This window comes from Paraburkholderia sp. Ac-20340, from assembly GCF_017104965.1.
Taxonomy (GTDB): Bacteria; Pseudomonadota; Gammaproteobacteria; order Burkholderiales; family Burkholderiaceae; genus Paraburkholderia.
Genome location: NZ_JAAGPR010000047.1, coordinates 1 through 26,032, shown reverse-complemented (window position 1 = coordinate 26,032; position 26,032 = coordinate 1). Strand labels below are relative to the sequence as shown.

Genomic DNA, 26,032 nt, shown 5'->3' with positions numbered 1-26,032 from the left:
GTTAACTACTATTACGTTTACATATAAATACTTGTAAACCCAAATGGATAACTCACGCGCCGTGCTGCTTCGCGCAGATCCAGCGCGCTAACGCGCAAGAACAGAATCGACGAAACGTGGCAGGCCAAGCAACGCGCGTCGTGCGATCGAACGCCTGACCTCCGCGCGCCTTCCCGAAAAAAGCACGGTCTCGCTCGCGCTCGCCACGGCATCGCGATTCCGGCACGCCCATGCGAACACGTGCGCGATGGGTTCGCGACTCCCCTCTTCCGCCGTGAACCACCCGAGACTGACCAGTGCCACATTTGCGAGCGCTTCGCGCTGCGCAAGCAAAGCCTCGGCCAGCTTCCTGCCGCACGCCTCATCGGCTGTATCGAACTCCGTCGACAAACCCGGCCACTGCGCCAGCGCGCGCTCCGTATGCGCGACGATGCCGATATCGAGACACGCCGACGCGCCCGGCAAATCCGCGAGCGCCGCGCCCAGCGTCCCGGCGGTACAGGTTTCGATGCTCGCAAGCACAAGCTCGCGCGACTTCAGATAACCGACGATCTGTCTGGAAATGTTCATCTGCTCAAGACGTAGGACGTAAAAAAGGCGTGCGGCTACTGCGCCAGCACGCCTGCAAGGCTAATTCAGCGGTTCCGGCGCGGCTTGCTCAGCCGCCTGCCATCATCCGCTCGATCTCGGGCTCGAGCTTGCGCAGGCCGACCGTCGCCGGTTCCGGCTCGATGACCCCGAAGCATTCCGTGCGGCTCGGCGCCGGGTCCACCAGCACGTTGCGCGCGTGGCGGCCATAACGCGACGGCGGCAGCAGACGCTCGGGCGGAATCACCTCGAACGACGTGCCGATGGCGATAAAAATGTCGTCGTCGCTCATGGCCTGCTGGATACGCCAGAGCGTTTCGTATTCGGGCGCGGCTTCGTTGAAGAACACCACGCCAGGCTTGACGCTTTCCACCACGCCGCACGACGGGCACGCGGCGTTGGCGTCCATACCGGCGCTACTGGTCGGAAAGCGGTAATCGCAATCGGTGCAGAGCAACGAAATCATGTCGCCGTGCAGATGCGTGACCTGGCGCGCGCCCGCTTCTTCCAGCAGACCGTCGATGTTTTGCGTGATCAGGTGCACACGTTCCGTGCCCCAGGTGTCCTGCCACCGGGCCAGCAGGCGGTGCGCGTCGTTCGGCGTCGCGCCCGCGCATTCGGCGATGCGCTGGTTATAGAAGCGGAACACCGCAGGCCGGTTACGACGCCACGTGTGGTAGTTGCAGACTTCGTCGATGCTCGTGTGCGTCCAGATGCCGTCGCCGGTCCGAAACGTCGAAATGCCGCTTTCTGCAGACAATCCGGCGCCGGAAAACACGTAAAGGCGTGGCAGCTTCGCGGAGACGGTTCGCTGTTGTTCGGTTAGTTGCATAATGTGCGCCTGAATAGCGGTGGGATGCTGTCATGAGTCGATTCGACCGACGCCATTATGACGCTGCGCTTCGGCGTGCGGCAGGGGCGCGAGGCCCGCTGGGCGGCTTACACCCGGTTACAGCCGTATGCAGACCGTATCACCCTTGAACGATTCCATTGCCTACGATGCCGCCCATCAAAGCAATCAGAGGGGATCATCATGGGAATCACGGAAATCACATTCAAGCGCGCCCTGCGGGCGTCGGCGCTGTCGATGGCGGCGCTTGCCTGTGCGCTCGCGGCCGGCGAGGCGTCGGCGCATACCGACGTCAGCGTCATGCTGGGCGTGCCCGCGCCTGTCTACGCCGCGCCGCCGCCGGTGGTCTATCAGGAAGCGCCGGTGACCTACGTGGCGCCCGCCTATGGTTATGCCTACGGCTACCGCGACGAAGGCGACGACGACCGTCGCTGGCACGATCACGGCCATCATCGCGGCTGGTACAAGCATCATCACGACGACGATGACGAGCAATAAGCGCTCGCCGCTTCTGCCTACTGCGCAGCCGTGCCCGCTTTCTGCGGCGTGAAGTCCAGCGTCGGCGCCTTCGAGATCGCCGCTTCGTCCGTCACGCTGAAATTCGGCCGCGGCTGATAGCCGAACGCCTTCGCCACCAGCACGCCGGGAAACTGCCGGATCTGCACGTTGTACTGCTGCACCGTGCGGATATAGCGACCCCGCGCGACCGCGATACGGTTCTCGGTGCCCTCCAGCTGCACCTGGAGGTCCCTGAAGACGCCGTCGGCCTTCAGTTGTGGATAGCTCTCGGATACCACCATCAAACGGCTCAGCGCGCTCGTGAGCTCGCCTTGACGCGCATCGAATGCCGCCAGCGCGTTCGGGTCCTTCGCCATCTCCGGCGTCATCTGCACGCTGCCGACGCGGGCGCGCGCCTCGGTCACCTGCGTGAGCACACTCGCTTCATGCGCGGCGTAGCCCTTGACGGCCGCCGCGAGATTCGGCACGAGATCGGCGCGGCGCTGATACTGGTTCAGCACCTCGGACCAGGCGGCGTTCACGTCCTCGTCGGATGACTGGATCGCGTTGTAGCCGCAGCCCGTCAGCGGCGCAAAAATCAGACAAGCCAGCACGATGCGAAGCCACTTCATGGTGTGCATTCCTGTTCGTTGAGTTGAAAAATACGCGGCGTCACCAGCTATCGGACGCGCCGCCACCGCCACTGTCGCCGCCATCGCCGCCGGACCAGCCGGAATCGGACGATCCGCCCGAATCGGAGCTCGAACTGGAAAACCAGCCCGAACCCGAATCCGACGAAGAGGAACTGGACGTGGGAATGTAAGTGGAATCAGACGAAGACCGGGTGCCGCCGGTGCCGCGCGCGCTGCGGATAGCCTGCTCGATCCAGGCGGCGACCAGCGCGAGTGCGGTCCAGAGGAGCGACATCAGCATCAGCACATCGCTGAACGCGTAGCCCATCACGCAGCCCGTCACGACGGAGACGATCAGCAAAGCGCACCCAAGCACCATGTACTTGCGGATGGACTTCGAGTTGTACAGGCCGCAGCCGATCGCGAAGAGCGGCCAACTGGCGATCGCCGGGAACATCAGCATGCCTTGCAGCGCCTTGATGCCATGCTCGAGTTCGAACTGGCCGGTGGCAAGACAGCCCAGTCCGACGATCGCCGCCGCCGCGTAGGCGCTGCCCAGCGCCACGCCGAGGTGAATCTTGCGCCAGGCCGCGATGGTGCCGAACGCCAGGTTGGCGAGGATAAACACGGTCCAGAACAGCGTGACGCCGAGATGCTCGACGAGCGGCAACGCAGGCGGCCTGGCGCTGGTGTCGCCCAGGCGCAGCGCCAGATCGTCCACCGCGGCGCTGACGCCGGCTTCGTAATTCCACATCCTGAACTCCGGCACGATGCGCTGACGGATGATGCGGCTGGCCGTCAGATCGGTGATCGTGCCTTCCAGCCCGTAACCCACTTCGATGCGCACGTGCCGGTCGTTCAGCGAGACCAGCAGCAGCATGCCGTTGTCGATGATCTGCTGGCCGAGCCGCCATTGCTCGAAGATTTTGGTGGCGTATTGCTCGATCGTGTCGTTGCCGGTGCTAGGCACGAGCAGCACGGCGAGCTGCACGCCAGTGCGCTGTTCGAGCCTGGCGAGGCGCGCGATGAGATCGGCTTTACAGGCGTCGGAGAGCGCGCCGGTCAGGTCGGTGACGCGGTCTTGTGGATGCTTGAGCGCAATCGCGTCTACCGCGGGTCTGGGATCGGCGCCCAGATCGGCGTGGTTGCAGACGTTGGCGCTTGCCGTGGCGTCCTGCGAGGTGACCTCGGTGCTACTGGTGTTAGTTGCGTTTTCGTCGACGCTCGACGCGTCCGCCACATCCGCCGCGTGCACGCCTGCGCAAACCAGCAGCGCTGCAAGCCATCCCCATCGATACATAAGACGTCGCTCCAGAACTCGTTCGCCTGATGCCGCTGCCTTGGTTGCTACCTGGCCGCCGCTAATGTCAGACGAAAACAAACTGGCGCAAGTCTGCATCAATTGCGCGTATCTGAAAATCTTGTATGCACAATGCATTGCGCGGCGATATAAACGTGCGCGCAAAAGAAAAAGCGCCGGATTTTCATCCGACGCTTCGTCTTTCTGCACAACCGGCAAACAGTCTCAAGCAGCCTCAATCAGGCTCAATCAGGCTCAATCAGGCTCAATCAGGCTCAATCAGGCTCAATCAGGCTCAAGCAGCCTTATTCGACCGTCACCGATTTCGCGAGGTTACGCGGCTTGTCCACGTCCGTGCCACGCGCGCAGGCCGTGTGATACGCGAGCAACTGCAGCGGTACCACGTGCAGGATCGGCGAGAGCAGACCGTAGTGCTCCGGCATGCGGATCACGTGAATGCCCTCTTCGCTCGTGATGTGCGTATCGGCGTCGGCGAACACGTACAGCTGGCCGCCGCGGGCGCGCACTTCCTGCACGTTCGACTTGAGCTTTTCGAGCAACGCGTCGTTCGGCGCAACCGTCACCACCGGCATGGCCTCCGTCACCAGCGCGAGCGGGCCGTGCTTCAGTTCGCCCGCCGGATAGGCTTCCGCGTGGATGTAGGAGATTTCCTTGAGCTTGAGCGCGCCTTCGAGCGCGATCGGGTAATGCAGCCCACGGCCGAGGAACAGCGCGTTTTCCTTGCGCGCGAACTCTTCCGACCACGCGATGATCTGCGGCTCCAGTGCCAGCACGCCATTGAGCGCCGCCGGCAGGTGGCGCAGCAGCTTCAGGTAAGCGGCTTCCTGCCGAGCGTTCACATGACCGCGCAGCTTGCCCAGTGTCACGGCCAGAATGAACAGGCCGACGAGCTGCGTCGTGAACGCCTTGGTCGACGCCACGCCGATTTCGCGGCCCGCGTGCGTGAGGAACTTGAATTCGGTCAGCCGCACCATCGCGCTGGTCGCCACGTTGCACACGGCCAGCGTGTGCTGCATGCCGAGCGATTGCGCGTGCTTGAGCGCGGCGAGCGTGTCCGCCGTTTCGCCCGATTGCGAGATCGTCACGACCAGCGAACGCGGGTTCGGCACCGATTCGCGGTAACGGTATTCGCTGGCGATTTCGACATCGGTACGGATCTTCGCGACCGATTCGAGCCAGTACTTCGCCGTGAGGCCGGCGTAGTAGCTCGTACCGCAAGCGAGGATCAGGATGCTGTCGATGTCCTTGAACACGCCGGCGGCGTTGTCACCGAACAGCACGGGGTCGAAGGCTTCGTCGGCGGCGGGAATCGTGTCGGCGATTGCGCGCGGCTGCTCGAAGATTTCCTTCTGCATGTAATGACGATACGGGCCGAGATCGACCGCGCCGCCGTAGGCCTGCACGTCGCGCGCTTCACGCGTCACGATGTTGCCCGCGCGGTCGGCGATACGCACGCCTTCCAGCGAAATCTCGCAGACGTCGCCCTCTTCCAGATAGCTGATGCGGCTCGCGCTGCCCGCGATCGCCAGCGCATCCGAAGCGATGAAGTTCTCGCCTTCGCCATAACCGACCACGAGCGGCGAACCCGCGCGCGCGCCCACCACCACATGCGGCTGATCCTTGTGCACCACGCCGATCGCATACGCGCCCGCCAGTTGCTGCACGGCTTCGCGCACGGCGGCGAACAGATCGCCCTTGTAGCAGCTATGGATCAGGTGCGCGATGACTTCGGTGTCGGTCTGCGAGACGAACTCGTAGCCCTGCGCGCGCAGCGTTTCGCGCAGCGATTCGTAGTTTTCGATGATGCCGTTGTGCACGATCGCCATCGCGTCGCGCGAGAAGATCGGGTGCGCGTTGTTGACGGTCGGCGCGCCGTGGGTGGCCCAGCGCGTGTGCGCGATACCGGTCACGCCTTCGAAATGGGCTTCGCGCACCTGTTCGTCGAGTTCGGCCACGCGCGAGACGCTGCGCACGCGCTGCGGACCTTGCGCCGTGACGGTGGCCACGCCGCACGAGTCGTAGCCGCGGTATTCGAGTCGCCGCAGTCCTTCGATAAGAACGGGGACGATATTACGTTGCGCTACTGCGCCGACGATGCCGCACATGGAGTTCGATCCTTTGCAATGAGAGGCGGGGCGGCGCGCAACGACTGCGCACATGCCGCCCGAAATGTCCTGCCGTTCAGCTTTTCTTTTTCACCGGCCGAACGTAGCCGGTTTTTTCGATCTGGGTCTTTTCGTTGAGGACGAGCGTGCCTTCCGGCACGTCCTTCCACACCGTCGTGCCCGCCGCGATCGTCACGCCGCGGCCCACGCGCACCGGCGCGACCAGCTGCGTGTCCGAGCCGACGAACACCTGATCCTCGATCACGGTGCGATGCTTGTTCGCGCCGTCGTAGTTGCAGGTGATGGTGCCCGCGCCGATATTCACGCCCGCGCCGACATCGGCATCGCCCACGTAGCTCAGGTGATTCGCCTTCGAGCCCACGCCGATGTTGGCGTTCTTCACCTCGACGAAATTGCCGATGTGCACGTCGTTCGCGAGCTGCGCGCCCGGGCGCAGACGCGCGTACGGACCGAGAACGGTGTTCTCGCCCACCTGCGCGCCTTCGATATGCGTGTAGGCGTCCACACGCGTGCCCGCGCCGATCACCGCATCGCGGATCACGCAGTTCGGGCCGATGCGCACGTTGTCGGCCAGCGTCACGCTGCCTTCGAACACGCAGTTCACGTCGATGAACACATCGCGCCCGCAGCTGATCGAGCCGCGCAGATCGAAACGCGCCGGATCGGCGAGCGTCACGCCCGCGACGAGCAGCGAATCGGCGGCGTTGCGCTGATACACGCGCTCCAGTTCCGCGAGTTGCTGCTTGCTGTTCACGCCGAGCGTTTCCCATTCTTCGTCGGGCTGCGCCGTGACGACGGCGTGCCCCGAAGCGATGGCCGATTCGACCACATCGGTGAGGTAGTACTCGCCTTGCGCGTTGTCGTTGCCGAGCGCGTTGAGCCAGCCTTCCAGCGGCGCGGTCGGCGTAACGATGATGCCGGTGTTGATCTCGTCGATCAGGCGTTCGTCGTCGCTTGCGTCTTTCTGCTCGACGATGCGCACGACCGAGCCGGTTGCGCCGCGCACGATGCGCCCGTAACCGGTGGGGTTGTCGAGCGTCACCGTGAGGATGCCGTAGGCGTTCGCGCCGGCCGCGTCGGTCAGACGTTTGAGCGTGGAGGCGCGCGTGAGCGGCACATCGCCGTACAGCACCAGCGTGGGCACGGACGGGTCGAGCAGCGGCAGCGCCTGCGCCAGCGCATGGCCGGTGCCGAGCTGCTGCTCCTGCATGGCGAACTGGACGTCGGGCGCGCCGACGGCCGCACGCACGGCGTCGCCGCCATGGCCGATCACGACCACGAGCCGCGTAGGCGCGAGAGAACGTGCGGTGTGGATGACGTGCGAGAGAAGCGGCTGGCCCGCGAGGGGGTGAAGCACTTTCGGCAGCGCGGAGTGCATGCGTTTGCCCATGCCTGCCGCGAGGATCACGATGTTCATTGCATCGGTGACTTGAGAGGGAATGAAGCAATCGATTCTAGCATGGGGCCTATGCCTTAAACGCCCCGCCAGCAGGCTCTGTCGGCCGAATAGAACACTCTTTTACACACTTCCTTGCACGCCTCGCAGCGGCTTGAAAGCAGACGTAAAAAAGCGGTCAGGATGACCTTGCATCCTGACCGCCCGGGGTCCGATTCGCTTTTTGGCGCTTCAGCCGGTCACAGCTCGTCGAACGGACGGAACTGGATCGTCGCGCCTTCGGCCGGCGGGGCCGTTTCGGTCGAGCACGGATCTTCGTCGAAGGCGATATCGCCGTTCGGATCGGCTTCGCCAGTCGTGCGCAGACCCTTGAAGTCGAACAGCGACGCGTCCATCAGATGCGAAGGCACCACCTTGCCGAGCGCATTGAACATGTTCTCGATGCGGCCCGGGAAACGCTTGTCCCATTCGCGGATCAGCGCCTTCATTTCCGCGCGCTTGAGGTTGGGCTGGCTGCCGCAGAGATTGCACGGAATGATCGGGAATTCGCGCAGTTCGGCGTACTTTTCCAGATCGGTTTCCTTCACGTAGGCGAGCGGGCGGATCACGATGTTCTTGCCGTCGTCCGACTGCAGCTTGGGCGGCATGCCCTTGAGCTTGCCGCCGTAGAACATGTTCAGCAGCAGCGTCTGCAGGATGTCGTCGCGATGATGGCCGAGCGCGATCTTGGTCGCGCCCAGCTCGCCCGCCACGCGGTACAGAATGCCGCGGCGCAGACGCGAGCACAGCGAACACGTGGTCTTGCCCTCGGGCACGAGGCGCTTGACGATGCTGTAGGTGTCCTGATTCTCGATGTGATACGGCACGCCGATCTCGTCGAGATACGCGGGCAGAATGTGCTCCGGGAAGCCCGGCTGCTTCTGGTCGAGATTGACGGCGACGATCGAGAAGTCGATCGGCGCGCGCTCGCGCAGACGCATCAGCACGTCGAGCATCGCGTAGCTGTCCTTGCCGCCCGACAGGCAGACCATCACCTTGTCGCCGTCCTCGATCATGTTGTAGTCGCCGATCGCCTGGCCGACCTGGCGCACGATGCGCTTGTACAGCTTGTTGTTCTCGTAGGCTTCCTTCTGCTCGCGCTTCGTCAGCGCGACGCGGCCGCCTTCTTCGGGCGCTTGCGCCTCGTTCTGGCCGATGTCCAGCGTTTCCGGTGCGTTCATGGCTCAGTCCTCCTTGATGCGAAAGACTTCGACACCCACGGCGTCGCAGTCCGGATAGACATCGGGCTTTTCCGTCGACACGCGCACCGCGCGCACCTGTTCGTGCTGCAGCAGCGCGTTGGCGAGTTCGTCGACCAGCGTTTCCTGCAGATGGATATGGCCCTGGCCGATACGTGCGGCGACGGTCGCGCGCATGTAGTCGTAATCGACGACTTCGCGCAGCTTGTCTTCGCGCGGCGTGGTCGAGGCGAGCGGCACATACAGATCGACGTTGATGACGACGCGCTGTTCGCCGCGTTTTTCGAAGTCATGCACGCCGATGTTGATGTGCACTTCGTAGTTGCGCAGGAAAAGCCGGCGGCAGTCGGCGAGCCGGGGATGCAGGAGTACGGCGGACATGTTCGTTCCAGTCGATAAAAGCGTGCGGGGTTCAGCACGTCTCGCGGGCGCGGGCGCCCGGCGGGTCATACGGTTGATCTTGCAAAAGCGCATGGGCGGCGAGGTGGCGCACCCGTGCATGGGTTCGGGCCGGCGCAATCGTTCCGGCGCCGCCGGTTTCGCTGAATGTCATCGAAACCGGCCTGCGCGGTGATCCGTTGGACCGGTCTGGCCGGCCGCCCCGCCCCTGCCGGCCCAGCCGCACGCGGAGCGTGCGCTTGGGTAGGGGCAGCGGTAACTGCATTTAGTTGCGTTTCGTGGCGAACTCACACGATCGGCGTAAAGTGGTTCCGGTTCTGTCCGGCCGCTCAGTGGTCGAGCGCCTGATCCGCACCACCGGTCAAAAACATCACATCGCGCGGCAGCGGCACCAGATGCTGGCCGCCATCGACCACCAGCGTCGTGCCCGTCACGCCCGCCGCCTGCGCGAGATACAGCGCGGCTTCGACCAGGTCGTTCGGCCGCGACGCCCGCTTGAGCGGCGTCACCTTATGCGCGGCGGCGAAGCCGTCCGGCGTCTGGTCGCCCGATTGCAGCGTCAGACCGGGCGCGAGTCCCACCACGCGCAGCTTCGGCGCGAGCGCCTGGGCCAGTGCGACCGTCGCGTTCTGCAACGCGGCCTTGGTCAGCGTGTAGGACAGGTAATCCGGGTTCATGTTGTACAGCTTCTGGTCCAGCACGTTGATGACGCAGGTGCGCAGCGTTTCGTCTTCCTCGGCGGCCGCGGGCGTGGCGGCCCAGAGCGTGCGCGCGAGCACGAGCGGCGCGCCGACGTTGATCGCCATCAGATGCGCAAGCCGCGCGTAGCCCACATCGCGCGCCGTGTCTTCCTCGAAGCGCGACGCGTTGTTGAGCACGCAGCGCGGCAAACCCAGCGCCGCCGTGCAATCCGGCACGAGCCGCGCAACCTGCGCTTCGTTGGCCAGATCGGCATGCAGGGCAATCGCCCGGCGGCCCATCGCGCGGATTTCGGCGACGACTTCCTCGGCTTCATCCGCCGATTCGCCGTAATGCACGGCCACGTCCCAGCCTCGCGCCGCAAAACCCACCGACAACGCACGGCCGATGCGGCGCGCGCCGCCCGTCACCAGCACGACGCGTGCGGGGTCGGATGCTGATTTGCCCTCACCCGAACTCGCGAGCGCGAAGTCTCGATCAGGTGCGCCGATGCCGGAAGATGCGCTCATTTACAATGCCGGGATGAATCCGAAAGCTCACGAACCCGCTAGTTTACCTGTTCCCGAGCCGATCGCGCTCGCGCAGTCCGAGGCGCTCGCCGCAACCCTGCGCGCGGAGATCGCCGCGGCCGGCGGCTGGCTGCCCTTCGACCGCTACATGGAGCGCACACTCTACGCGCCGGGCCTTGGCTATTACAGCGGCGGCTCGCGCAAATTCGGCCTGCTCGCCGACGACGGCAGCGACTTCGTGACCGCGCCGGAGATGTCGCCGCTATTCGCCGCCACGCTTGCGCGCGCGGTGGGCGAAGCGCTCGCGACCAGCGGCACGCACGCGCTGATGGAATTCGGCGCGGGCACCGGACGGCTCGCGGCGGGCGTGATGCTCGCGCTCGAAGCGTTGGGCGTGCGCTTCGATTCCTACGCCATCGTCGATCTTTCGGGCGAATTGCGCGAACGCCAGCGCGACACCATCGCGCAGTGCGCGCCGCATCTGCTCGATCGCGTGCAATGGCTCGACGCGCTGCCTGCGAGTTTCGAAGGCGTGGTGATTGGCAACGAGGTGCTCGATGCCATGCCGGTGCGCCTGTTCGCGCGCAAGGACGCGGTCTGGCACGAGCGCGGCGTAGCGATCGACAACAGCGGCAACAGCGGCGGCAGCGATGACAGTAACGCCTTCGTATTTTCCGACCGCCCCGCCATGAGCGGCCGCGACGCCGACTGGGCGCAGAGCGTGCCGGGCAGCGCGCTTTCGGCGGTGGAAGGCAGCGACGATTACCTGACCGAAACGCACGAAGCCGCTCTCGCTTTCACGCGCACGGTCTGCACCATGCTCACGCGCGGCGCGGCGTTTTTTATCGACTACGGGTTCCCGGAAGCCGAGTACTATCACGCGCAGCGCGTGCAGGGCACGCTGATGTGCCACTATCGCCATCGCGCGCACGGCGACCCGTTTCTCTATCCCGGTTTGCAGGACATCACCGCGCACGTCGAATTCAGCGGCATCGCGCAGGCGGGCGTGGAAACCGGCGCGGATCTGCTTGGCTACACCTCGCAGGCGCGCTTTCTGATGAACGCCGGCATCACCGAAGTCCTCAGCGAAATCGATCCGAGCGACGTCGCGCGCTTCATCCCCGCTGCGACCTCCGTGCAGAAGCTGGTTTCCGAAGCCGAAATGGGCGAACTGTTCAAGGTGATCGCGTTCTCGCGCGGCATCGATTCGACCATCGCCGCGTTTGCGCGCGGTGACCGCAGCCACACGCTCTAAGCCGCACAAACGGAACCACAAACGGGACGCGCGACCATGATCCGCTGGTTTTTGACCACCTTCATCGCCGTTGCGATCCTGTCGGGCGCGCAGCCGTGGTTGCGCAAGCTCGGCATCGGCCGCCTGCCCGGCGACGTCACGCTGCGCCTCTTTGGCCGCGAATATCCGCTGCCCTTCATGTCGACGCTGGTGTTGTCGATGGCGCTGTCTTTTCTGGTGCGCGTGCTCTGATTCGCGAGGATCGCGCATAAAAAACGGCGCATGCGTCTGCACGCATGCGCCGTTTCTCTATCCGAAGCGGTGGTTTCAGTTCGCGTCGACCAACGCTGCCTCGACCGATTCCACCCGCGCGCGATGCACGGCTTCCTTGATCTTTTCGGCGACGTTTTTATCGGCGCTGGCTTCGGTCACTGAACGCGCGATGGCGCCCGCATCGACCGCGCGCGCCGCAATCAGCGCCACACGCAGGCGTTCGGCCTGCGGATAAGGCGCGTTCTCCCAGTTCAGACGTCCGCGCAGATCGGCTTCGCACGCCTGCAAGGCTTCGGCGAAACGCGCGGGCTTGCGCAGCGCGTCGCTGCGTTCGAGCATGCGCACGAGCGCGGCCGCGCCCATGTCCATCACGCGATGCACGTTGCCATGCTCGCGCGCGACCAGCACCGCCAGATCGCGGCATTCGTTGGGCACGCGCAGGCGATCGCAAAGCGGCAACAGCAGATCGACGCTACGCCCTTCATGGCCGATGTGACGCGGCAGCACGTCCTCAGGCGTGGTGGCCTTGCCCAGATCGTGCGTGAGCGCGGCGAAGCGCACCGGCAAGGTGTAACCCTGCGCGGCCGCATGGTCGATCACCATCATCACGTGGATGCCGGTATCGACTTCCGGGTGATAGTCCGCGCGCTGCGGCACGCCGAACAGGCTGTCGACTTCGGGCATCACGCGCGCGAGCGCGCCGCATTCGCGCAACACCTCGAACATGCGCGAAGGCTTCGCTTCCATCAGCCCGCGCGAGACTTCCTGCCAGACGCGTTCGGGCACGAGCGCATCGACTTCGCCCGATTCCACCATCGCGCGCATCAGCGCCAGGGTTTCGGGCGCGACGGTGAAATCGGCGAAACGCGCGGCGAAGCGCGCCACACGCAGAATCCGCACCGGATCTTCGAGAAACGCATCGCTCACGTGACGGAACACGCGTGCGCCAAGGTCGTTGGCGCCGCCGAACGGATCGACGACCGGCCCGGTCAGCACGCCACCGGGCTGCACTTCGCGCGCCATCGCGTTGATGGTGAGGTCGCGGCGCGCGAGATCTTCTTCCAGCGTCACATCGGGCGCGTAGAAAAACTGGAAGCCGTGATAACCGGCGGCGGTTTTGCGCTCGGTGCGCGCGAGCGCGTACTCCTCCTGGGTCTGCGGATGCAGAAACACCGGAAAGTCCTTGCCGACCGGCCGATAACCTTGCGCGGCCATCTGCTCGGGCGTCGCGCCCACGACCACATAGTCGCGGTCGCGCACCGGCAGGCCGAGCATGTCATCGCGGATCGCGCCGCCTACGACGTAGATCTTCATGCTGCGCCGTCGCCCGATGCGTCGAGTTCGTCGTGCCCGATGCGATGCGTTTCGCGATGCGCAGCTTCGATCCACGCCGCCACGGCGGGCAGCGCCGTCACGCGCGCGGCGTACCCGGCGGCCTTGGCCGACAGCGGCGGCGCATAGCTGTTGAAGCGCATCACCACCGGCGCGAACATCGCATCGGCGATCGTGAATTCACCGAACAGGAACGGACCGCCGCTCGCATCGAGACACGCATTCCAGAGCGCGTCGATGCGCGCGATATCGGCCAGCGCGCCGGGCGTGGCGCCCGCGCCCGGCTTCGAGGTGCGGATCGCCATTGGCATCGACGTGCGCAGCTCGCCAAAGCCCGAGTGCATTTCGGCGCTCACGCTGCGCGCCTGTGCGCGGGCGTTCGCGTCGCGCGGCCACATGGCGTGCTGCGGAAAACGCTCGGCGAGGGTTTCGGCGATGGCGAGCGAATCCCACACGGCCGCGCCATCTTCGCTGACAAGACACGGCACCTTGCCCGACGCGGAAAACGACAGGATCGCGGCCTTCGTGCCGGGCTGATCGAGCTCGATCAGCACTTCTTCGAACGGAATGCCGAAGTGCGTCAACAGCAGCCAGGGGCGCATCGACCACGACGAATAGTTCTTGTCTCCAATGACGAGCTTCATGTTGAGCGTTTGATGGTGAGAGGTTGAGGGAAAGCGTCAGGGACTGCGTAAGCGAATGCGGGCGCGCGCCGGCCCGCGTGGCCCGTCGCGCGAACCGATGAAAACCGGTATCAGTCTAGCGGCCCGCGCTCGCCCGGAAGATATTCAGGCGCGAGCGCAGCGAGGCGTCGGCGAGATAGAGCGGCGCGATCGTCTCGATGCTCGCCGGATCGATGCCCAGTTCGGGCGCGAGCGGCCCGCTCAGCACGCTATCGACTTTCATCGAATCGAGATTGTCGCGCGTGAGCACCGGCTCGCCGGGCGCCAATTCGAACGAGAGCGCCTGCAGCCGCGCAAACGCATTGGGCAGGCGCACGATGCGCGCGTGCTTGCCGACGACTTCGCCGCAATACTGCACCAGCTGCTCCAGCGTATAGACCGTCGGGCCGCCGAGTTCGTAAGTGTGCCCGCTCGCGGCGTCGAGATCGAGCACATTGACGATCGCTTTTGACACGTCGCCCACGTACACGGGCTGAAACTTCGCATCCGGCATGCCCAGCGGGATCATCGGAAAGAGCTTTTGCAGCACGGCGAAGCGGTTCAGAAAATTGTCTTCCGGGCCGAACACCACCGAGGGCCGCAGGATCGTGGTCGCCACGGCCGTGGCCGCATGCACGGCCTTTTCGCCATCGCCTTTCGAGCGCAGATACATGCTCGGCCCGCGCGGATCGGCGCCAATCGCACTCAGATGGATGAGCCGATGCACGTTCTTGCTCTCGCAGGCGGCAACGATTTTCGTGGGCAGTTCGACGTGCAGTTTGGCGAAGCCCGCGCCGTACGGATTGCCGTGGCCGCCGTGCAGCGTGCCGATCAGGTTGATGACGGCGTCGGTGCCTTCGAGAAAGCTGGCGAGCGCGACCGGATCGGTCACGTCGGTTTCGATCACATCGATGGGAAGCAGCGTGAGGTGGCTGGCCGAGGCGCGCCGCCGGGCGGCGACGCGGACATCCTTGCCGGCCTCGACGAGCGCATTGACGAGGTGGCTGCCGATGAATCCCGAACCGCCGATGACCGCGATGGCTTGATGTCGCATCTCCGACCTCCTCGTAGCGTGCGCGGCGTCGCGCCCGGAGGTCCGTCGGCTCCGGCGGAGCGCCCCGCGAACTTCACGGAGCGCGCCGCGCGGCGCAAATCGGCTTATGGCGTGATATAGCCGAGACGCGCCTTGAGCGACTGCGGACGGCCTTCGAACAGTGCCGCGTAGTAGACCGTGTTCGACAACACGTTTTTCACGTAATCGCGGGTTTCCTGGAACGGAATGGTTTCCGCGAAGATGGCGCCCTCGACGCCGCGCTGCAGGGTGGCGCGCCACGCGCGCGGGCGTCCCGGCCCGGCGTTGTAGCCTGCCGTGGCGAGCACGGCCGAACCATCGAACTGATTGTAGATCATCGACAAATAGTTCGTTCCCAGCAGGATGTTGGTGTCCAGGTCGTTGAGCTGGTCGCGCGAGAGCGGGCCGAGGCCAATCTTCTTCGCCACCATCTGCGCCGTGGCCGGCATGATCTGCATCAGGCCGCTCGCGCCCACGCCCGACTTCGCGTTGAGAATAAAGCGCGATTCCTGACGGATCAGACCATAGGCCCATTCGACATCCAGGCCGTTGGTCTGCGCGTCGCGCTCCACCACGTCGCGGAACGGTGCGAGATAGCGCAGCGAGAAGTCATGCTCGCTGACGGTTTTATCGGCCGTATTGACGGTGCGATCGAGCAACTGGATGCGCTTCGCGTATTCGGCGGCGGCCAGCAACTGACGGTCGCTCATGCCGCGCAGCGGCCAGTTCCATTCGCGGTTGCCTTCCAGACGCAGATTGAGCGCGTAGAAACGCTGCGCGAGTGCAAAGCCCGGCGTTTGCGCGGCCTGCGTGATGTCGGCGTCGCTGACGGTGGTTTTCGGCGGAATCGAAATCTTCTGGCCGAGTTCTTCGGTGGCCAGCTGGCCGTAGAAGTTATAGCCCTGCGAGATCGACGCAAATTCCTGGTTGGCCTGAGCGTTTTCGCCCGCCTGCTTGAGCGCGCGGGCGTGCCAGTAGACCCACGACGGCTGCGCGCGCAGCGCCGCCGGCATCTGCTCGATCGACCAGCGCACCATGGTCCAGTCGCCGCCGAGCAGCGCGGCGCGCGTGCGCCATTCGTAAGCGGGATTCGACAGCGGCGCGTTAGCCGACAGACGATACCAGTCGAGCGCGCCCGGCAGACGCTTCTGCACCGCCTGATAGCCGATCGTGCCCCAGCCGATGCCGCGCTCCGGCGAGGTAAGCGAAGGCGCGACCGCCGCGAAGGTGGACGCGGTCATGGCCGGGTCGTTGCGCGCCATCACCGTGACGGCGAGCAGCGCCAGCTGATGCGATTGATCGTCCGCGCCGACACCGCGCGCGAGCGTGAGCGGCGGCGTGCTGACCGCCTGGCTGAACGCCGTGGGGTCCGGCCGCTGCGCGAGCGCGTCGAGCAGCTTTGCGCCCGTGGTGGTCTGGTTCTGTTCATAAGCAAGACGGATCTGCTGCCAGACGTCGTTGCTCGTGAACTGGTTCTTGATCGCCAGCGCGGTGATCAGGTCGACGCAGCCATCGCCGTAATAGCGCGGCTCGACCAGCAGCGCGCGCGCTTCGTCGGCGACGTTGTCGCCACGCGACGCGCGCGACTCCAGCGCATAGCACTTGACCTGCGTGTCGTCGTTGAGCACGAAGCGCGTGTACTGCCTGTCGAAATTCGCCCAGTCGTGGCGCGCGCCCAGCACGAGCAGATAGTCGTTGCGCAGACGGTCGCCGATCGCCTGGCCGTCGTAGCGCTGCAGGAACGACAGCACCGGCGCGTCGGGCGCGTCCACGCGTGCATGGCCCTGCGAGTCGAACAACTGCGGCTTGAGCTGGAAATATTCGAGATACGACGGCGCCGGGTAATCCGGGATCATCGCAGCGAGTTGCGCGGCGCGCGCCGGATCGTTGTTGCGCGCGGCTTCGCGAAGCTGGATGAAGGTCTGGTCGTCGGACGTGAGAGTGGCACCCACGGGCAGTGCGACGGGCCGCACAGCGTCGGCCGTACTGCACGCCACGAGTGCCGCGGCGGTCAGTGCGAGACCGACCACGCGATATACTCGGACAAGGCGTTTGGACATCGTTATTTCTGGAGCGCGAGGTGAACCCAAGCATAGCACGCAACCCCTTGGCAGAAGCCAAAAAGACGTGGCGTTTACGGCTTCGCGAAGCCCGTCTGGCGGCCTTTTCCGACGAGGTTGTCAATGCCGCGCTGACGGCTCGACTCGATGCATTGATCGCGCATATCAAGCCGCTTTCGATTGGCTTTTACTGGCCCTTGCCGGGCGAGTTCGATGCGCGCGAATGGATCGCTGGCTGGCTCGCCGCCGATCCGTCCCGGCGCGCCGCGTTGCCCGCCATTCCCGAACGTCACACACCCTTGCATTTCTACGACTGGGCACCGGGCGCGGCGCTGCGCGAGGGCCATCACGGCATTCCCGAACCGGCTGTGCAGGACGCGCACAGCGCCGCCCTGCCCGAGCTGCTGCTGGTGCCGTGCGTGGGTTTCGATCGCGCGGGCTATCGGCTCGGTTACGGCGGCGGCTACTACGACCGCACGCTCGCCGCCTGGCCGGGCGGCCGGCCGCCGCTGACGGTGGGCATCGCGTATGAAGCCTGCCGTATCGACGATGGCGTGCTCGAACCGGAAGCGCACGATCTGCCGCTCGACGCCGTGGTCACCGAAGCCGGCGCGCATCTCGCGGGGCGTCTGCGACCGGCATAGGCCGTTCGGCCTACCGCCCGCCTGCGGTGACGGCGCGGCATGATTTGCCGCGCCTGTCGTTTGCGCGCACAGACATTGCGCCTGGGGCAAACGCTTACGTAGAAATTGTCGATAATGGGCCGAGAACGTAACTCGACCCCATCCGCCTGTCCGGCTGCCATCGTTCGTGGCCGTTTCCGATCATCATGCGCAATCCTGTTCCCCGTATTTATCCGCTCGGCGACGAAGCGCTCGTCTGCGAAGCGCCGCCGCCGGCCACGCTCGACGTGCAGCGCCGCATCTGGGCCGTGGCCGCGCTCGCCCGCGGCTGGGACGCCGTGCGCGAAGTCGTGCCCGGCATGAACAACCTGACGATCACCTTCGACGCGCTCTCGGCCGACGCCGTCGCGCTCACGCACGCGCTCGAAGCGGCCTGGCAGGACGCCGATGCCAACGCGGAGACCGCCGCCGCAGGCCGCGAAGTGGACATTCCAGTGCATTACGGCGGCGCGGCGGGCCCCGATCTCGCGGCCGTCGCGCAGCACACGGGCCTCGCGCCCGCCGATGTCGCCGCGCGCCACGCCGCGGGCGTCTACACGGTGTTCTTCCTCGGCTTCCAGCCCGGTTTCGCCTATCTCGGCGGACTCGACGCCGCCCTGTACACACCGCGCCGCCGCGAACCGCGCGTGGTCGTGCCGGCCGGTTCGGTCGGCATCGGCGGCGCGCAGACCGGCATCTATCCGGCGCAGTCGCCCGGCGGCTGGCAACTGATCGGCCGCACCGCGCTCAAGCTGTTCGATCCCGCCCGCAATCCGCCCACGTTGCTGATGCCCGGCGACCGCGTGCGTTTTGTCGTCGAGCGTGTCGATGCCACCGTCAGCGAGGAGCGCCACGCATGATCGAGGTATTGCGCGCCGGCCTGCTCACCACGGTTCAGGATCCTGGCCGAACCGGCTATCACCATCTGGGCGTCGCCACCTGCGGCGCGCTCGACACGCTCGCGCTCGAAGTCGGCAACCGTCTGGTCGGCAACCGGCCCGACGCGGCCGGGCTCGAAATCACCTTCGGCCCGGTCGTGCTGCGCTTTGCGCGCGCCACGCGCGTGGCCATCACCGGCACCGACTTCGGCGCGACGCTCGGCGGCAAGCCGGTGTGGTCGTGGTGGAGCCTGCCGGTCGCGGCGGGCGAGGAGCTCGTGCTGCCGGGCGCGAAACGCGGCATGCGCGTCTACGTGAGCGTGGCGGGCGGGATCGACGTGTTGCCGATGCTCGGTTCGCGCAGCACCGATCTGGCGGCCGGCTTCGGCGGCCTCGCGGGCCGCGCGCTCAAGGACGGCGACCGGCTCGCCATCGGCGCCTCGTTCGCCCCGGGCGGCGAGCGCGCGTCGCTCGTGCCGGGAGCGCCGGCATTCGGCGTGAAGGCGCCGTCGCAATGCAGCTTCGTCTATGTCGACGAACCGCATTACCGGCGCGGCCGCCATGCGGACGGCGTGCTGTGGGCGCTGCCCGTGCGCGTACTGCGCGTCCCCGAGTACGACAGTTTCACCGCGGACGCCCAACGCACGTTCTGGTCCGACGAGTGGCAGGTTACGCCCAATAGCAACCGCATGGGTTATCGGCTCGAAGGCACGCCGCTCGCGCGCGCGAACGGCGCGGACCTGCTCTCGCACGCCGTGCTGCCCGGCACGATCCAGGTGCCGCCCAGCGGCCAGCCCATCGTGCTGATGAGCGATGCGCAGACCACCGGCGGCTATCCGAAGATCGGCGCGGTGATTCGCGCAGACCTGTGGAAGCTCGCGCAGGTGCGGCTGGGCGGCGGCGTGCGCTTTGTCGAGACGACGCCGGCCGCTGCGCGCCATGCACTGCTGGAAGAGCGCGCCTATCTGCGCCAGATCGAGACGGCGATCGCCATGCAGGACGAACGGCGCGCGAAGCGCTAACGAAACCGGCACAAGCGGTCGTTAATAGCAGCAGGCGTCAGCACAGAACAACACGCACAGAACAACACGCACAGAACAGCACGCATCAAGCGCCCCCGCCGCCCAGGACCGTGCGGCCGGGCGGGCGTCAGGCAATACGGAGAGAAACACCATGACCACCATCGATCTGAACGCCGATCTCGGCGAAGGCTGCGGTTCCGACGAGGCGCTGCTCGACCTCGTGAGCTCGGCGAATATCGCGTGCGGCTGGCACGCAGGCGGCGCCAACGCGATGCGCGAATGCGTGCGCTGGGCCGTCAACAAAGGCGTGGCGATTGGCGCGCATCCCAGTTTCAACGATCCCGAAAACTTCGGCCGCAAGGAAATGAACCTGCCCGCCGAAGAAATCTACGCGGGCGTGCTGTATCAACTGGGCGCGCTGTCGGCGATCGCCCAGGCCGAAGGCGGCCGCATCGCGCATGTGAAACCGCACGGCGCGCTCTACAACCAGGCCGCGCGCGACGCGAAGATCGCCGATGCCATCGTGTCCGCCGTGCACGACTTCGATCCCTCGGTGACGGTGTTCGCGCTCGCGGGCAGCGGGCTCGTGGCGGCGGCGCGCGAGGCCGGTCTGGTGGCGATCGAAGAAGTGTTCGCCGATCGCGGCTATCGCGCCGACGGCTCGCTCGTGCCGCGCAGCGAACCCGGCGCGCTGCTCCACGACGAAGACGCCGTGCTCGCGCGCACGCTCGCGATGATCCGCGAACAGCGCGTGCAGGCCGTCGATGGCGCATGGGTGCCGCTCAACGCGCAGACCATCTGCCTGCACGGCGACGGCCCGCACGCGCTGGCGTTCGCGCGGCGCATCCGTGCGGCGCTCGACGAAGCGGGCATTGGCGTGCGCGCGGCGGGCGCGGTGGATATCGACGGCGTTTGACCTTCGCCGCGCTTCGGCGCTGCGGCGCTTTGGTGCTTCGGCGACTTCAGGGCTGCGCGATCTCCGGCATCGTGCGCATCGCTTCGGCGAACTGCGGAAAATGCCGGGCGATCAGCGCGTCCGGCAGGATGTACTGCGGAAAGCTCGCCGACGTGTTGTACGGATGCAGCACATGCACGCACAGGCCGAGATCGTCGGCGACCAGCGCGAGATTCGCGCCGCGCGCCACCGCCGCGAGCGCGAACGGGCCGTCCTCGTTGAACGATGACGGCTCGAAGGGCAGCGCCGTCCACAGCCGCTTCGTGTACACATAGCTGAAACCGTAGCCCAGATGGTTGTTGGCAAAGGCCTTGTGCTCGGTGGGAAAACTCAGCGACGTCATCGGCTGCGAACTCCAGCGAAAATGCAGCCCGCTCGTGCGCAGCGTGTCCCACCACGCGAACTTCCGGTACACGCGGCTGTACAGGAAAAACGCGCTGAGCTTGACCATTTCGGCCTTGTGCGTCGTCATCTGGTCGAGCATCGCGCGCAGGTAATTCGGCGCATAGAACTCATCGTCGTCGAAATGGGCGATGACGTCGGCGCGGGCGAGATCGGCTGCAAGATTGCGCTTCTCGCCGATCGTCGTGCGCTGCGGCAAGTGCCGATAAACCACGCGCGGATCGGCCAGACTCTGCATGAAGGCGCTGGGCACCGTGCTGTCGTCGATCACGATCCATTCGCACGCGCCCACGTCCTGATGCGCGAACGAGCGATAGGCGAACGGCAGCATGGCCTCGCGCTGCCAGGTCGGCGTAATGACGCTGACGACTGGGATATTGACGACAGGGGCGCTGACGACAGGCGCGTCGGTCCTGACGATCGGGGAATTCGGCATGATGCGGCAATGAGCAAGGGAAAAGCCCATCGTATGAACGCCGCTTTTTCGCTGATATCGCATTCCAACTAAAGACCGTCCACGCGGGAATAAAGCCGGTGGTTGCGTCAGCTTCGCCATCACTTTCGGATTTTTCTTATCCTCGATGGGAAGCGCGATCCCTACCTTGTTAGATTCCCTTGACAATGCGGTCAGCGGAATCGCGCAGCCTGCTGCTCCACGCGCGGCGTCCGTCGGCCGCCCGATCCCATGACCTTCTCCGTTTCCGGCCGCGGCTACGCAAGCGATTCCGCGCTGTCCAGCCACGCTGCATCCCCTGACACCCTGCTTGCCGAAGCGCTCGCCGCACACAGCGCCGGGCGTCTCGACGAAGCCCAGACCGTCTACCGCGCCTTGATCGGGCGTGACCCGGCGCACGCCGGTGCGCTGCACTATCTCGGCGTTGCGCTGCATCAGCAGGGCGACCATCGCGGCGCGCTCGAACTGATGGACCGCGCGCTCGAGCATGCGCCCGGCGACGCCGTCTGCTGGAGCAATCGCGGGCTGGCCGCGCGCGCACTCGGGCTGCATGCCGAAGCCGCGCACAATCTGCGCGAAGCGCTGCGCCTGCAGCCGGGTTTCGCCGATGCGCACAACAATCTCGCGCTCACGCTGCGCGACATGGGCGATCTGCCGGGCGCGATAAGTCATTGCAAGGCGGCGCTCGCGCTGGAGCCGTCGGCGGCGAATACGCGGCTCAATCTCGGCAGTCTGCTCGCGCGGCTCGGCCGCCATGAGGACGCCGTCGCGTGCTATCGCGACGCGCTCGCACTGTCCGGCCAGGACGCCGCGCTGCACTTCAATCTCGCCAACGCGTTGCGCGCGCTCGGCGAAGAAGCCGCCGCCATCGCCCATTACCGTCAGGCCGTCGAACTGGCGCCGAACTATGCGGCGGCGTGGGTGAATCTGGGCACCGCGCTCGGCCAGACGGGCGACTATCGCGAAGCGGAAAGTTGTTATCGGCAGGCCGTGGCGCTGGAGCCGAACGCGGCGAATCTGGTGTGCCTTGGCGCGGCGCTCGGCGCGCAGGGCCGCAACGACGAAGAAGCGCCGTACTACGAGCAGGCGCTCGCGCTCGACCCCGATCATGCCGATGCGCGCCAGAACCTCGTCTGGCTCAAGCTCAAGCGCGGCGAGTATCGCGAAGGCTGGGCCGAGTACGCGCGGCGCTGGCGTGCGATCGACTACGCGCCGTTCGATATCGAAGGAATCGCGCAGTGGCAGGGCGAACCGCTCGATGGCAAGCGCGTGCTGCTGGTCCACGAACAGGGTTTCGGCGACCAGATCCAGTTCGTGCGTTACGCGAGCGAACTGGCCGCGCGCGGCGCGAGCGTCGATGTCTGCATCACGCAGCCGCTGCAGGTGCTCGCGCAGTCGGTGCCGGGCGTGCATCGCGCCTGGACCGGCAAGCCCGCGGGCGATTACGACTACTGGCTTTACGTCATGAGCGCGCCGGCCGCGTGCGGCACCGAACTCGATACGATTCCGGCCACCGTGCCGTATCTGTTCGCGCGCGATGGGGAGATCGAGGCGTGGAAGCCGCGCGTGCAGGCGGCCATGCAGGCGGATGTCGAACGGCAGTCGGGCAAGGCCGCCGGTCATCGCAATATCGGTCTGGTCTGGGCAGGCAGTTCCACCTTCTACAACAACCGCAATCGCTCGGTGGCGCTTGGCGCATTCGCGCCGCTTCTCGCGCTTGAGAAAACAAGCTGGTTCTCGCTGCAGAAAGACCCGGCGGCGCGCGCCCAGATTGCGGCGCTGGAGAACGGCGCCGTAATCCACGATTTCGGCGACGATCTGCGCGACTTCGGCGACACGGCCGCGCTCATCATGAATCTCGATCTCGTGATTACCGTCGATACCTCGGTAGCGCATCTGGCGGGTGCGCTCGGCAAGCCGGTCTGGATACTGGTGCCTGCGAACGGCGAATGGCGCTGGCTCGAAAAGCGCACGGACTCGCCGTGGTATCCCACGGCGCGGCTCTTTCGTCAGCAGGAAGTGGGCGACTGGACCACGGCCATCGAAGCGGTCCGCGAGGCGCTCGCGGAAAAACCTAAACGCGCCAGCGCACGCAAGCCGGCTGCGAAGGCCGATAAAGCGGAGAAACCCGCCCGTTCACGCAAGCCGTCCGCCGACAGCGAACTCAACCCGGATCAACCGTAAACCCGCGCTGACGCAGCAACTGAAGCACGCCCTTGCGCCCGCCCAGATGCAGCGCGCCAATCGCCACGAACAGCGGTTTGTTGGGCCCGGCGTACTGCTGCATGCGCGAGACGAAGCGCCGGTTGCGTTCATAGACGATGCGGTTGTCCACCGAAGCCGCCACGCGCTGATCGTGCGAGAGCTTTTCGGTGCGCGCGCTTTCCCAGGCGGCAATCGCATCGGCGTCGCCTACGCGCCAGAGGCGCAGGAGCGTCTGCACATCGGCGAGATTCTGTGCGGGTGTCTGCGCGAGATCCTGCGCGAGCATCTCGCGCTGCTGGGCCAGGTTCAGATTCGTGAAGGCGCGCATCTGCTCGCCCAGCCTTTCCAGCCCGACGACGCGCCGCCCTTTCAGGCGCAGGAAGACGTTCTGCAATTGCGCCTCGGTGCCGTACTCGGTTTGCAGGCCGGCGCTCAGCGAATCGTAGGTTTCCACCAGCAGCGACGCGAGCCAGGGCTTCATCTTGCGGATCTCGGCCAGCGCCTCGGGGTTGCCGCGCAGACGCGCCGCGAGCTTCGCCCAGAGCGGCTCGGGCAGCATCTGTTCGAGACAGGGCCGGCGGCAGACGCCGTATTTCGATACATCGTCCTGCGAGACCAGCAGGTCGTCGGGCGAGAGTTCGAGCGCGAGCGTGGGCGAGGCGTTGAGTGCGGCGAGAATCGGCGCGCGGAATGGCTGGTTCGGTGGGTAATCGACGGGGTCGCCCACGTGCAGCGTGCCGAGCAGATAGATCGTGGTCGTGCCGCGCGTGGCCACGTAGAACGGCATGCGCGCGGGGCGCGTGCGCACCGGACCGCCGGCGGTCGTGCCCGAGGCGTAGCTCGGCATGACAGGCGGTGAATGGAAACCGGGCAGGCCGCCGCCTGACGGCAGACCGGAACCCGGCAGACGCGAAGTGGGCACGGGCGGACGAACGCCAGGCGTATTGGCGGCCGCGCCAGCACCGAACGCACGCGGCATGAACGCGCGATGAGCGGAAGCCCCCTGCCCGCCCGCAAGCCGCAGCGGACGGTCGAGCGAAGGCCCGAGCGCCACGGCAAGCGCGAGCGCCGCGCCCATCGCGACGCGCGCCGTTCTTCCCTGGCGCCAGACCCACGCCCGCAATTTCAAAGCGGCACACCGGCCGCTTCTACGTTGGCGGCGCGCAAAACGACGCGCCGCCGTCGCTTCAAGCATCCGATTCCCCCACCTCCTCTGCACGATGGCAGGATACCTGACGGCCATCGACTTCGCGAAGTTGCGGCACTTCCTGGCGGCATCGTTCGACCGCATACGGGCAGCGCTGATGGAACGTGCAACCCGACGGCGGATTCAGCGGCGAAGGCAACTCCCCCTCGAGCTTGATCTTCACGCGGCGATCTGCCTCGAAGATCGCAGGCGTCGCCGACAGCAGCGAGCGCGTGTACGGATGGCGCGGGCGCCCGATCACCGTGGCCTTGTCGCCCAGTTCCGCCACACCGCCCAGATACATCACCATCACGTCATCAGCGATATGCTCGACCACCGCCAGGTTGTGCGAGATGAACACATAGCTCGTGCGGAACTGCTCCTGCAGATCCATGAACAGATTCAGGATCTGCGCCTGGATCGACACATCGAGCGCGGACACCGGTTCGTCCGCCACCACGATCTGCGGATCGAGAATCATCGCGCGCGCAATCGCCACTCGCTGACGCTGGCCGCCCGAGAACATATGCGGATAACGCTTCGCATGCTCCGGCCGCAAGCCCACGATGCGCATCATGTGCGCGATGCGGTCCGCGCGCTCGCTGGCCGTGAGTTTGGTGTTGATCGCGAGCGGCTCGCCCAGCGTCTGCTCGACGGTCTTGCGCGGATTGAGCGAGGCGAACGGGTTCTGGAACACCATCTGCACGCGTCGGCGCAGCGCTGAGATCTGCGCGCTGCCCGCGCTCGCCACATCCTCGCCGTCGATGGTGAGCGTGCCGGACGTAGGCGGCTCGATCATCGTGAGCTGGCGCGCGAGCGTGGACTTGCCGCAGCCCGACTCGCCCACCACCGCGAGCGTGCGCCCGCGCGTGAGCGAGAACGACACGCCGTTGAGCGCCTTCACTGTGCCCGTGCCGAACATGCCGCGCCTGACCGTGTAGTGCTTCTTCAGATCGTGCGCAACGAGCACCTTTTCTTCATCGTGCTGGCCCGGTTGAGCCGCGGATTGCTGGACTGCGTTCATCGCGCGCCTCCGTTCAGGGTTTCGGTCGCCACGTTCAGCGGCTTGATGCAGCGCACGAGCGCACAGCCGCTCGGGTCCGCCACCGCGTCGAGCGTCGGGCGCTTGCGGTTGCAGTCGTCCACCACGTATTTGCAGCGCGGCGCGAACAGGCAGCCTGTGGGACGATCGTCGCGGCCCGGCACCATGCCCGGCAGCGCAGCCAGACGCGCCGCGCCCTGGTTGTGCTCTGGAATCGCCGCGAGCAGCGCTTCCGTGTACGGATGATGCGCACGCGCAAAGATATCCGGCACGCGGTTGGTTTCGATGATCTCGCCCGCGTACATCACCGCCACGCGCTGCGCGACCTCGGAGACCA

At 66.0% G+C, this 26,032-nt stretch carries 25 protein-coding genes; 8 read left to right on the top strand and 17 right to left on the bottom strand.

Annotated elements, in window-relative coordinates; all coding sequences use genetic code 11:
- Positions 1 to 87: 87 nt before the first annotated feature.
- The gene (locus tag G3N59_RS33900) at positions 88 to 570 is read right to left on the bottom strand and encodes a CinA family protein (protein ID WP_205987199.1); all 483 of its coding nucleotides are present in this window, start codon (positions 568 to 570) and stop codon (positions 88 to 90) included.
- 88 nt (positions 571 to 658) lie between these two features.
- Entirely contained in the window at positions 659 to 1,420 is a 762-nt protein-coding gene (locus G3N59_RS33895) for a Sir2 family NAD-dependent protein deacetylase (protein ID WP_205987198.1), read from the bottom strand.
- A 201-nt stretch (positions 1,421 to 1,621) separates the two neighbouring features.
- Between G3N59_RS33895 and G3N59_RS33890 the strand changes: the two genes are divergently transcribed.
- Positions 1,622 to 1,936 carry a hypothetical protein gene (locus G3N59_RS33890; protein WP_241024726.1) on the top strand — a complete coding sequence of 105 codons (315 nt, stop codon included), beginning with the start codon at positions 1,622 to 1,624 and terminating at the stop codon, positions 1,934 to 1,936.
- A 17-nt stretch (positions 1,937 to 1,953) separates the two neighbouring features.
- Here the strand turns inward: G3N59_RS33890 and G3N59_RS33885 are convergent, their stop codons facing one another.
- From G3N59_RS33885 to G3N59_RS33855, 7 genes are all read right to left on the bottom strand, one after another.
- Positions 1,954 to 2,568 (bottom strand): LemA family protein, encoded by a 615-nt coding sequence (locus G3N59_RS33885; protein ID WP_205987197.1) that lies wholly within the window; start codon positions 2,566 to 2,568, stop codon positions 1,954 to 1,956.
- Between the two features lie 40 nt (positions 2,569 to 2,608).
- Complete coding sequence (locus tag G3N59_RS33880; protein WP_205987196.1) at positions 2,609 to 3,868, bottom strand: TPM domain-containing protein; 1,260 nt, start codon at positions 3,866 to 3,868, stop codon at positions 2,609 to 2,611.
- A 305-nt stretch (positions 3,869 to 4,173) separates the two neighbouring features.
- The gene (glmS, locus tag G3N59_RS33875; RefSeq protein WP_205987195.1) at positions 4,174 to 5,994 is read right to left on the bottom strand and encodes a glutamine--fructose-6-phosphate transaminase (isomerizing); all 1,821 of its coding nucleotides are present in this window, start codon (positions 5,992 to 5,994) and stop codon (positions 4,174 to 4,176) included.
- Between the two features lie 76 nt (positions 5,995 to 6,070).
- Positions 6,071 to 7,432: a bifunctional UDP-N-acetylglucosamine diphosphorylase/glucosamine-1-phosphate N-acetyltransferase GlmU gene (gene glmU, locus G3N59_RS33870; RefSeq protein WP_205987194.1), complete on the bottom strand. Its 1,362-nt coding sequence runs from the start codon at positions 7,430 to 7,432 to the stop codon at positions 6,071 to 6,073.
- A 218-nt stretch (positions 7,433 to 7,650) separates the two neighbouring features.
- Positions 7,651 to 8,631: a tRNA 2-thiocytidine(32) synthetase TtcA gene (ttcA, locus tag G3N59_RS33865; RefSeq protein ID WP_205987193.1), complete on the bottom strand. Its 981-nt coding sequence runs from the start codon at positions 8,629 to 8,631 to the stop codon at positions 7,651 to 7,653.
- A 3-nt stretch (positions 8,632 to 8,634) separates the two neighbouring features.
- A complete protein-coding gene (locus tag G3N59_RS33860) occupies positions 8,635 to 9,030 on the bottom strand; it encodes a dihydroneopterin aldolase (RefSeq protein WP_205987192.1) in 396 nt (131 codons plus the stop codon).
- A 347-nt stretch (positions 9,031 to 9,377) separates the two neighbouring features.
- Positions 9,378 to 10,256, bottom strand: coding sequence for an SDR family oxidoreductase (locus G3N59_RS33855; RefSeq protein WP_205987191.1), 879 nt, complete (start codon positions 10,254 to 10,256; stop codon positions 9,378 to 9,380).
- A gap of 13 nt (positions 10,257 to 10,269) precedes the next feature.
- Between G3N59_RS33855 and G3N59_RS33850 the strand changes: the two genes are divergently transcribed.
- Both G3N59_RS33850 and G3N59_RS33845 read left to right on the top strand, forming a co-directional pair.
- Positions 10,270 to 11,511: an SAM-dependent methyltransferase gene (locus tag G3N59_RS33850; RefSeq protein ID WP_205987190.1), complete on the top strand. Its 1,242-nt coding sequence runs from the start codon at positions 10,270 to 10,272 to the stop codon at positions 11,509 to 11,511.
- A gap of 36 nt (positions 11,512 to 11,547) precedes the next feature.
- Entirely contained in the window at positions 11,548 to 11,742 is a 195-nt protein-coding gene (locus tag G3N59_RS33845; RefSeq protein WP_205987189.1) for a DUF2905 domain-containing protein, read from the top strand.
- A 75-nt stretch (positions 11,743 to 11,817) separates the two neighbouring features.
- Here G3N59_RS33845 and G3N59_RS33840 read toward each other — a convergent pair whose 3' ends face one another.
- The 4 genes from G3N59_RS33840 to G3N59_RS33825 all read right to left on the bottom strand — a co-directional run bounded on the left by G3N59_RS33840 (position 11,818) and on the right by G3N59_RS33825 (position 16,889).
- A complete protein-coding gene (locus G3N59_RS33840) occupies positions 11,818 to 13,077 on the bottom strand; it encodes a multifunctional CCA addition/repair protein (RefSeq protein WP_205987188.1) in 1,260 nt (419 codons plus the stop codon).
- Positions 13,074 to 13,739, bottom strand: coding sequence for a glutathione S-transferase family protein (locus G3N59_RS33835; protein ID WP_205987187.1), 666 nt, complete (start codon positions 13,737 to 13,739; stop codon positions 13,074 to 13,076). Before G3N59_RS33835 ends, G3N59_RS33840 begins: the two co-directional genes overlap by 4 nt.
- Positions 13,740 to 13,854: 115 nt before the next feature.
- On the bottom strand, positions 13,855 to 14,811 hold the full coding sequence (locus G3N59_RS33830) for a complex I NDUFA9 subunit family protein (protein ID WP_205987186.1): 957 nt from the start codon (positions 14,809 to 14,811) through the stop codon (positions 13,855 to 13,857).
- 104 nt (positions 14,812 to 14,915) lie between these two features.
- Positions 14,916 to 16,889: a lytic transglycosylase domain-containing protein gene (locus G3N59_RS33825; protein ID WP_205987185.1), complete on the bottom strand. Its 1,974-nt coding sequence runs from the start codon at positions 16,887 to 16,889 to the stop codon at positions 14,916 to 14,918.
- An 8-nt stretch (positions 16,890 to 16,897) separates the two neighbouring features.
- On the opposite strand from G3N59_RS33825, the gene G3N59_RS33820 reads away from it, so the two are divergent.
- From G3N59_RS33820 to pxpA, 4 genes are all read left to right on the top strand, one after another.
- On the top strand, positions 16,898 to 17,533 hold the full coding sequence (locus G3N59_RS33820; RefSeq protein WP_205987224.1) for a 5-formyltetrahydrofolate cyclo-ligase: 636 nt from the start codon (positions 16,898 to 16,900) through the stop codon (positions 17,531 to 17,533).
- Between the two features lie 185 nt (positions 17,534 to 17,718).
- Positions 17,719 to 18,411, top strand: a complete 693-nt coding sequence (gene pxpB, locus G3N59_RS33815; protein WP_205987184.1) for a 5-oxoprolinase subunit PxpB — start codon at positions 17,719 to 17,721, stop codon at positions 18,409 to 18,411.
- Positions 18,408 to 19,451, top strand: coding sequence for a biotin-dependent carboxyltransferase family protein (locus G3N59_RS33810; RefSeq protein WP_205987183.1), 1,044 nt, complete (start codon positions 18,408 to 18,410; stop codon positions 19,449 to 19,451). Before pxpB ends, G3N59_RS33810 begins: the two co-directional genes overlap by 4 nt.
- Before the next feature lie 151 nt (positions 19,452 to 19,602).
- Positions 19,603 to 20,367 carry a 5-oxoprolinase subunit PxpA gene (gene pxpA / locus G3N59_RS33805; RefSeq protein WP_205987182.1) on the top strand — a complete coding sequence of 255 codons (765 nt, stop codon included), beginning with the start codon at positions 19,603 to 19,605 and terminating at the stop codon, positions 20,365 to 20,367.
- Positions 20,368 to 20,413: 46 nt separating this feature from the next.
- Here pxpA and G3N59_RS33800 read toward each other — a convergent pair whose 3' ends face one another.
- The gene (locus tag G3N59_RS33800; RefSeq protein ID WP_205987181.1) at positions 20,414 to 21,244 is read right to left on the bottom strand and encodes a glycosyltransferase family 2 protein; all 831 of its coding nucleotides are present in this window, start codon (positions 21,242 to 21,244) and stop codon (positions 20,414 to 20,416) included.
- Between the two features lie 249 nt (positions 21,245 to 21,493).
- Between G3N59_RS33800 and G3N59_RS33795 the strand changes: the two genes are divergently transcribed.
- Positions 21,494 to 23,446, top strand: coding sequence for a tetratricopeptide repeat protein (locus G3N59_RS33795; protein WP_205987180.1), 1,953 nt, complete (start codon positions 21,494 to 21,496; stop codon positions 23,444 to 23,446).
- Here G3N59_RS33795 and G3N59_RS33790 read toward each other — a convergent pair.
- The 3 genes from G3N59_RS33790 to G3N59_RS33780 form a co-directional block, all read right to left on the bottom strand.
- Complete coding sequence (locus tag G3N59_RS33790; protein WP_205987179.1) at positions 23,427 to 24,662, bottom strand: TraB/GumN family protein; 1,236 nt, start codon at positions 24,660 to 24,662, stop codon at positions 23,427 to 23,429. The genes G3N59_RS33795 and G3N59_RS33790 overlap by 20 nt on opposite strands.
- Complete coding sequence (locus G3N59_RS33785; protein WP_205987178.1) at positions 24,655 to 25,677, bottom strand: peptide ABC transporter ATP-binding protein; 1,023 nt, start codon at positions 25,675 to 25,677, stop codon at positions 24,655 to 24,657. Before G3N59_RS33785 ends, G3N59_RS33790 begins: the two co-directional genes overlap by 8 nt.
- Positions 25,674 to 26,032, bottom strand: a 359-nt coding sequence (locus G3N59_RS33780) for an oligopeptide/dipeptide ABC transporter ATP-binding protein (protein ID WP_346777978.1), incomplete at its 5' end; no start/stop codon positions are given. The genes G3N59_RS33785 and G3N59_RS33780, both read right to left, overlap by 4 nt.

Bases quoted from the DNA above. Each gene is read 5' to 3' on its own strand.
- G3N59_RS33900 (WP_205987199.1), bottom strand. From the start codon at position 570: ATGAACATTTCCAGACAGATCGTCGGTTATCTGAAGTCGCGCGAGCTT.
- G3N59_RS33895 (WP_205987198.1), bottom strand. From the start codon at position 1,420: ATGCAACTAACCGAACAACAGCGAACCGTCTCCGCGAAGCTGCCACGC.
- G3N59_RS33890 (WP_241024726.1), top strand. From the start codon at position 1,622: ATGGGAATCACGGAAATCACATTCAAGCGCGCCCTGCGGGCGTCGGCG.
- G3N59_RS33885 (WP_205987197.1), bottom strand. From the start codon at position 2,568: ATGAAGTGGCTTCGCATCGTGCTGGCTTGTCTGATTTTTGCGCCGCTG.
- G3N59_RS33880 (WP_205987196.1), bottom strand. From the start codon at position 3,868: ATGTATCGATGGGGATGGCTTGCAGCGCTGCTGGTTTGCGCAGGCGTG.
- glmS (WP_205987195.1), bottom strand. From the start codon at position 5,994: ATGTGCGGCATCGTCGGCGCAGTAGCGCAACGTAATATCGTCCCCGTT.
- glmU (WP_205987194.1), bottom strand. From the start codon at position 7,432: ATGAACATCGTGATCCTCGCGGCAGGCATGGGCAAACGCATGCACTCC.
- ttcA (WP_205987193.1), bottom strand. From the start codon at position 8,631: ATGAACGCACCGGAAACGCTGGACATCGGCCAGAACGAGGCGCAAGCG.
- G3N59_RS33860 (WP_205987192.1), bottom strand. From the start codon at position 9,030: ATGTCCGCCGTACTCCTGCATCCCCGGCTCGCCGACTGCCGCCGGCTT.
- G3N59_RS33855 (WP_205987191.1), bottom strand. From the start codon at position 10,256: ATGAGCGCATCTTCCGGCATCGGCGCACCTGATCGAGACTTCGCGCTC.
- G3N59_RS33850 (WP_205987190.1), top strand. From the start codon at position 10,270: ATGAATCCGAAAGCTCACGAACCCGCTAGTTTACCTGTTCCCGAGCCG.
- G3N59_RS33845 (WP_205987189.1), top strand. From the start codon at position 11,548: ATGATCCGCTGGTTTTTGACCACCTTCATCGCCGTTGCGATCCTGTCG.
- G3N59_RS33840 (WP_205987188.1), bottom strand. From the start codon at position 13,077: ATGAAGATCTACGTCGTAGGCGGCGCGATCCGCGATGACATGCTCGGC.
- G3N59_RS33835 (WP_205987187.1), bottom strand. From the start codon at position 13,739: ATGAAGCTCGTCATTGGAGACAAGAACTATTCGTCGTGGTCGATGCGC.
- G3N59_RS33830 (WP_205987186.1), bottom strand. From the start codon at position 14,811: ATGCGACATCAAGCCATCGCGGTCATCGGCGGTTCGGGATTCATCGGC.
- G3N59_RS33825 (WP_205987185.1), bottom strand. From the start codon at position 16,889: ATGTCCAAACGCCTTGTCCGAGTATATCGCGTGGTCGGTCTCGCACTG.
- pxpB (WP_205987184.1), top strand. From the start codon at position 17,719: ATGCGCAATCCTGTTCCCCGTATTTATCCGCTCGGCGACGAAGCGCTC.
- G3N59_RS33810 (WP_205987183.1), top strand. From the start codon at position 18,408: ATGATCGAGGTATTGCGCGCCGGCCTGCTCACCACGGTTCAGGATCCT.
- pxpA (WP_205987182.1), top strand. From the start codon at position 19,603: ATGACCACCATCGATCTGAACGCCGATCTCGGCGAAGGCTGCGGTTCC.
- G3N59_RS33800 (WP_205987181.1), bottom strand. From the start codon at position 21,244: ATGCCGAATTCCCCGATCGTCAGGACCGACGCGCCTGTCGTCAGCGCC.
- G3N59_RS33795 (WP_205987180.1), top strand. From the start codon at position 21,494: ATGACCTTCTCCGTTTCCGGCCGCGGCTACGCAAGCGATTCCGCGCTG.
- G3N59_RS33790 (WP_205987179.1), bottom strand. From the start codon at position 24,662: ATGCTTGAAGCGACGGCGGCGCGTCGTTTTGCGCGCCGCCAACGTAGA.
- G3N59_RS33785 (WP_205987178.1), bottom strand. From the start codon at position 25,677: ATGAACGCAGTCCAGCAATCCGCGGCTCAACCGGGCCAGCACGATGAA.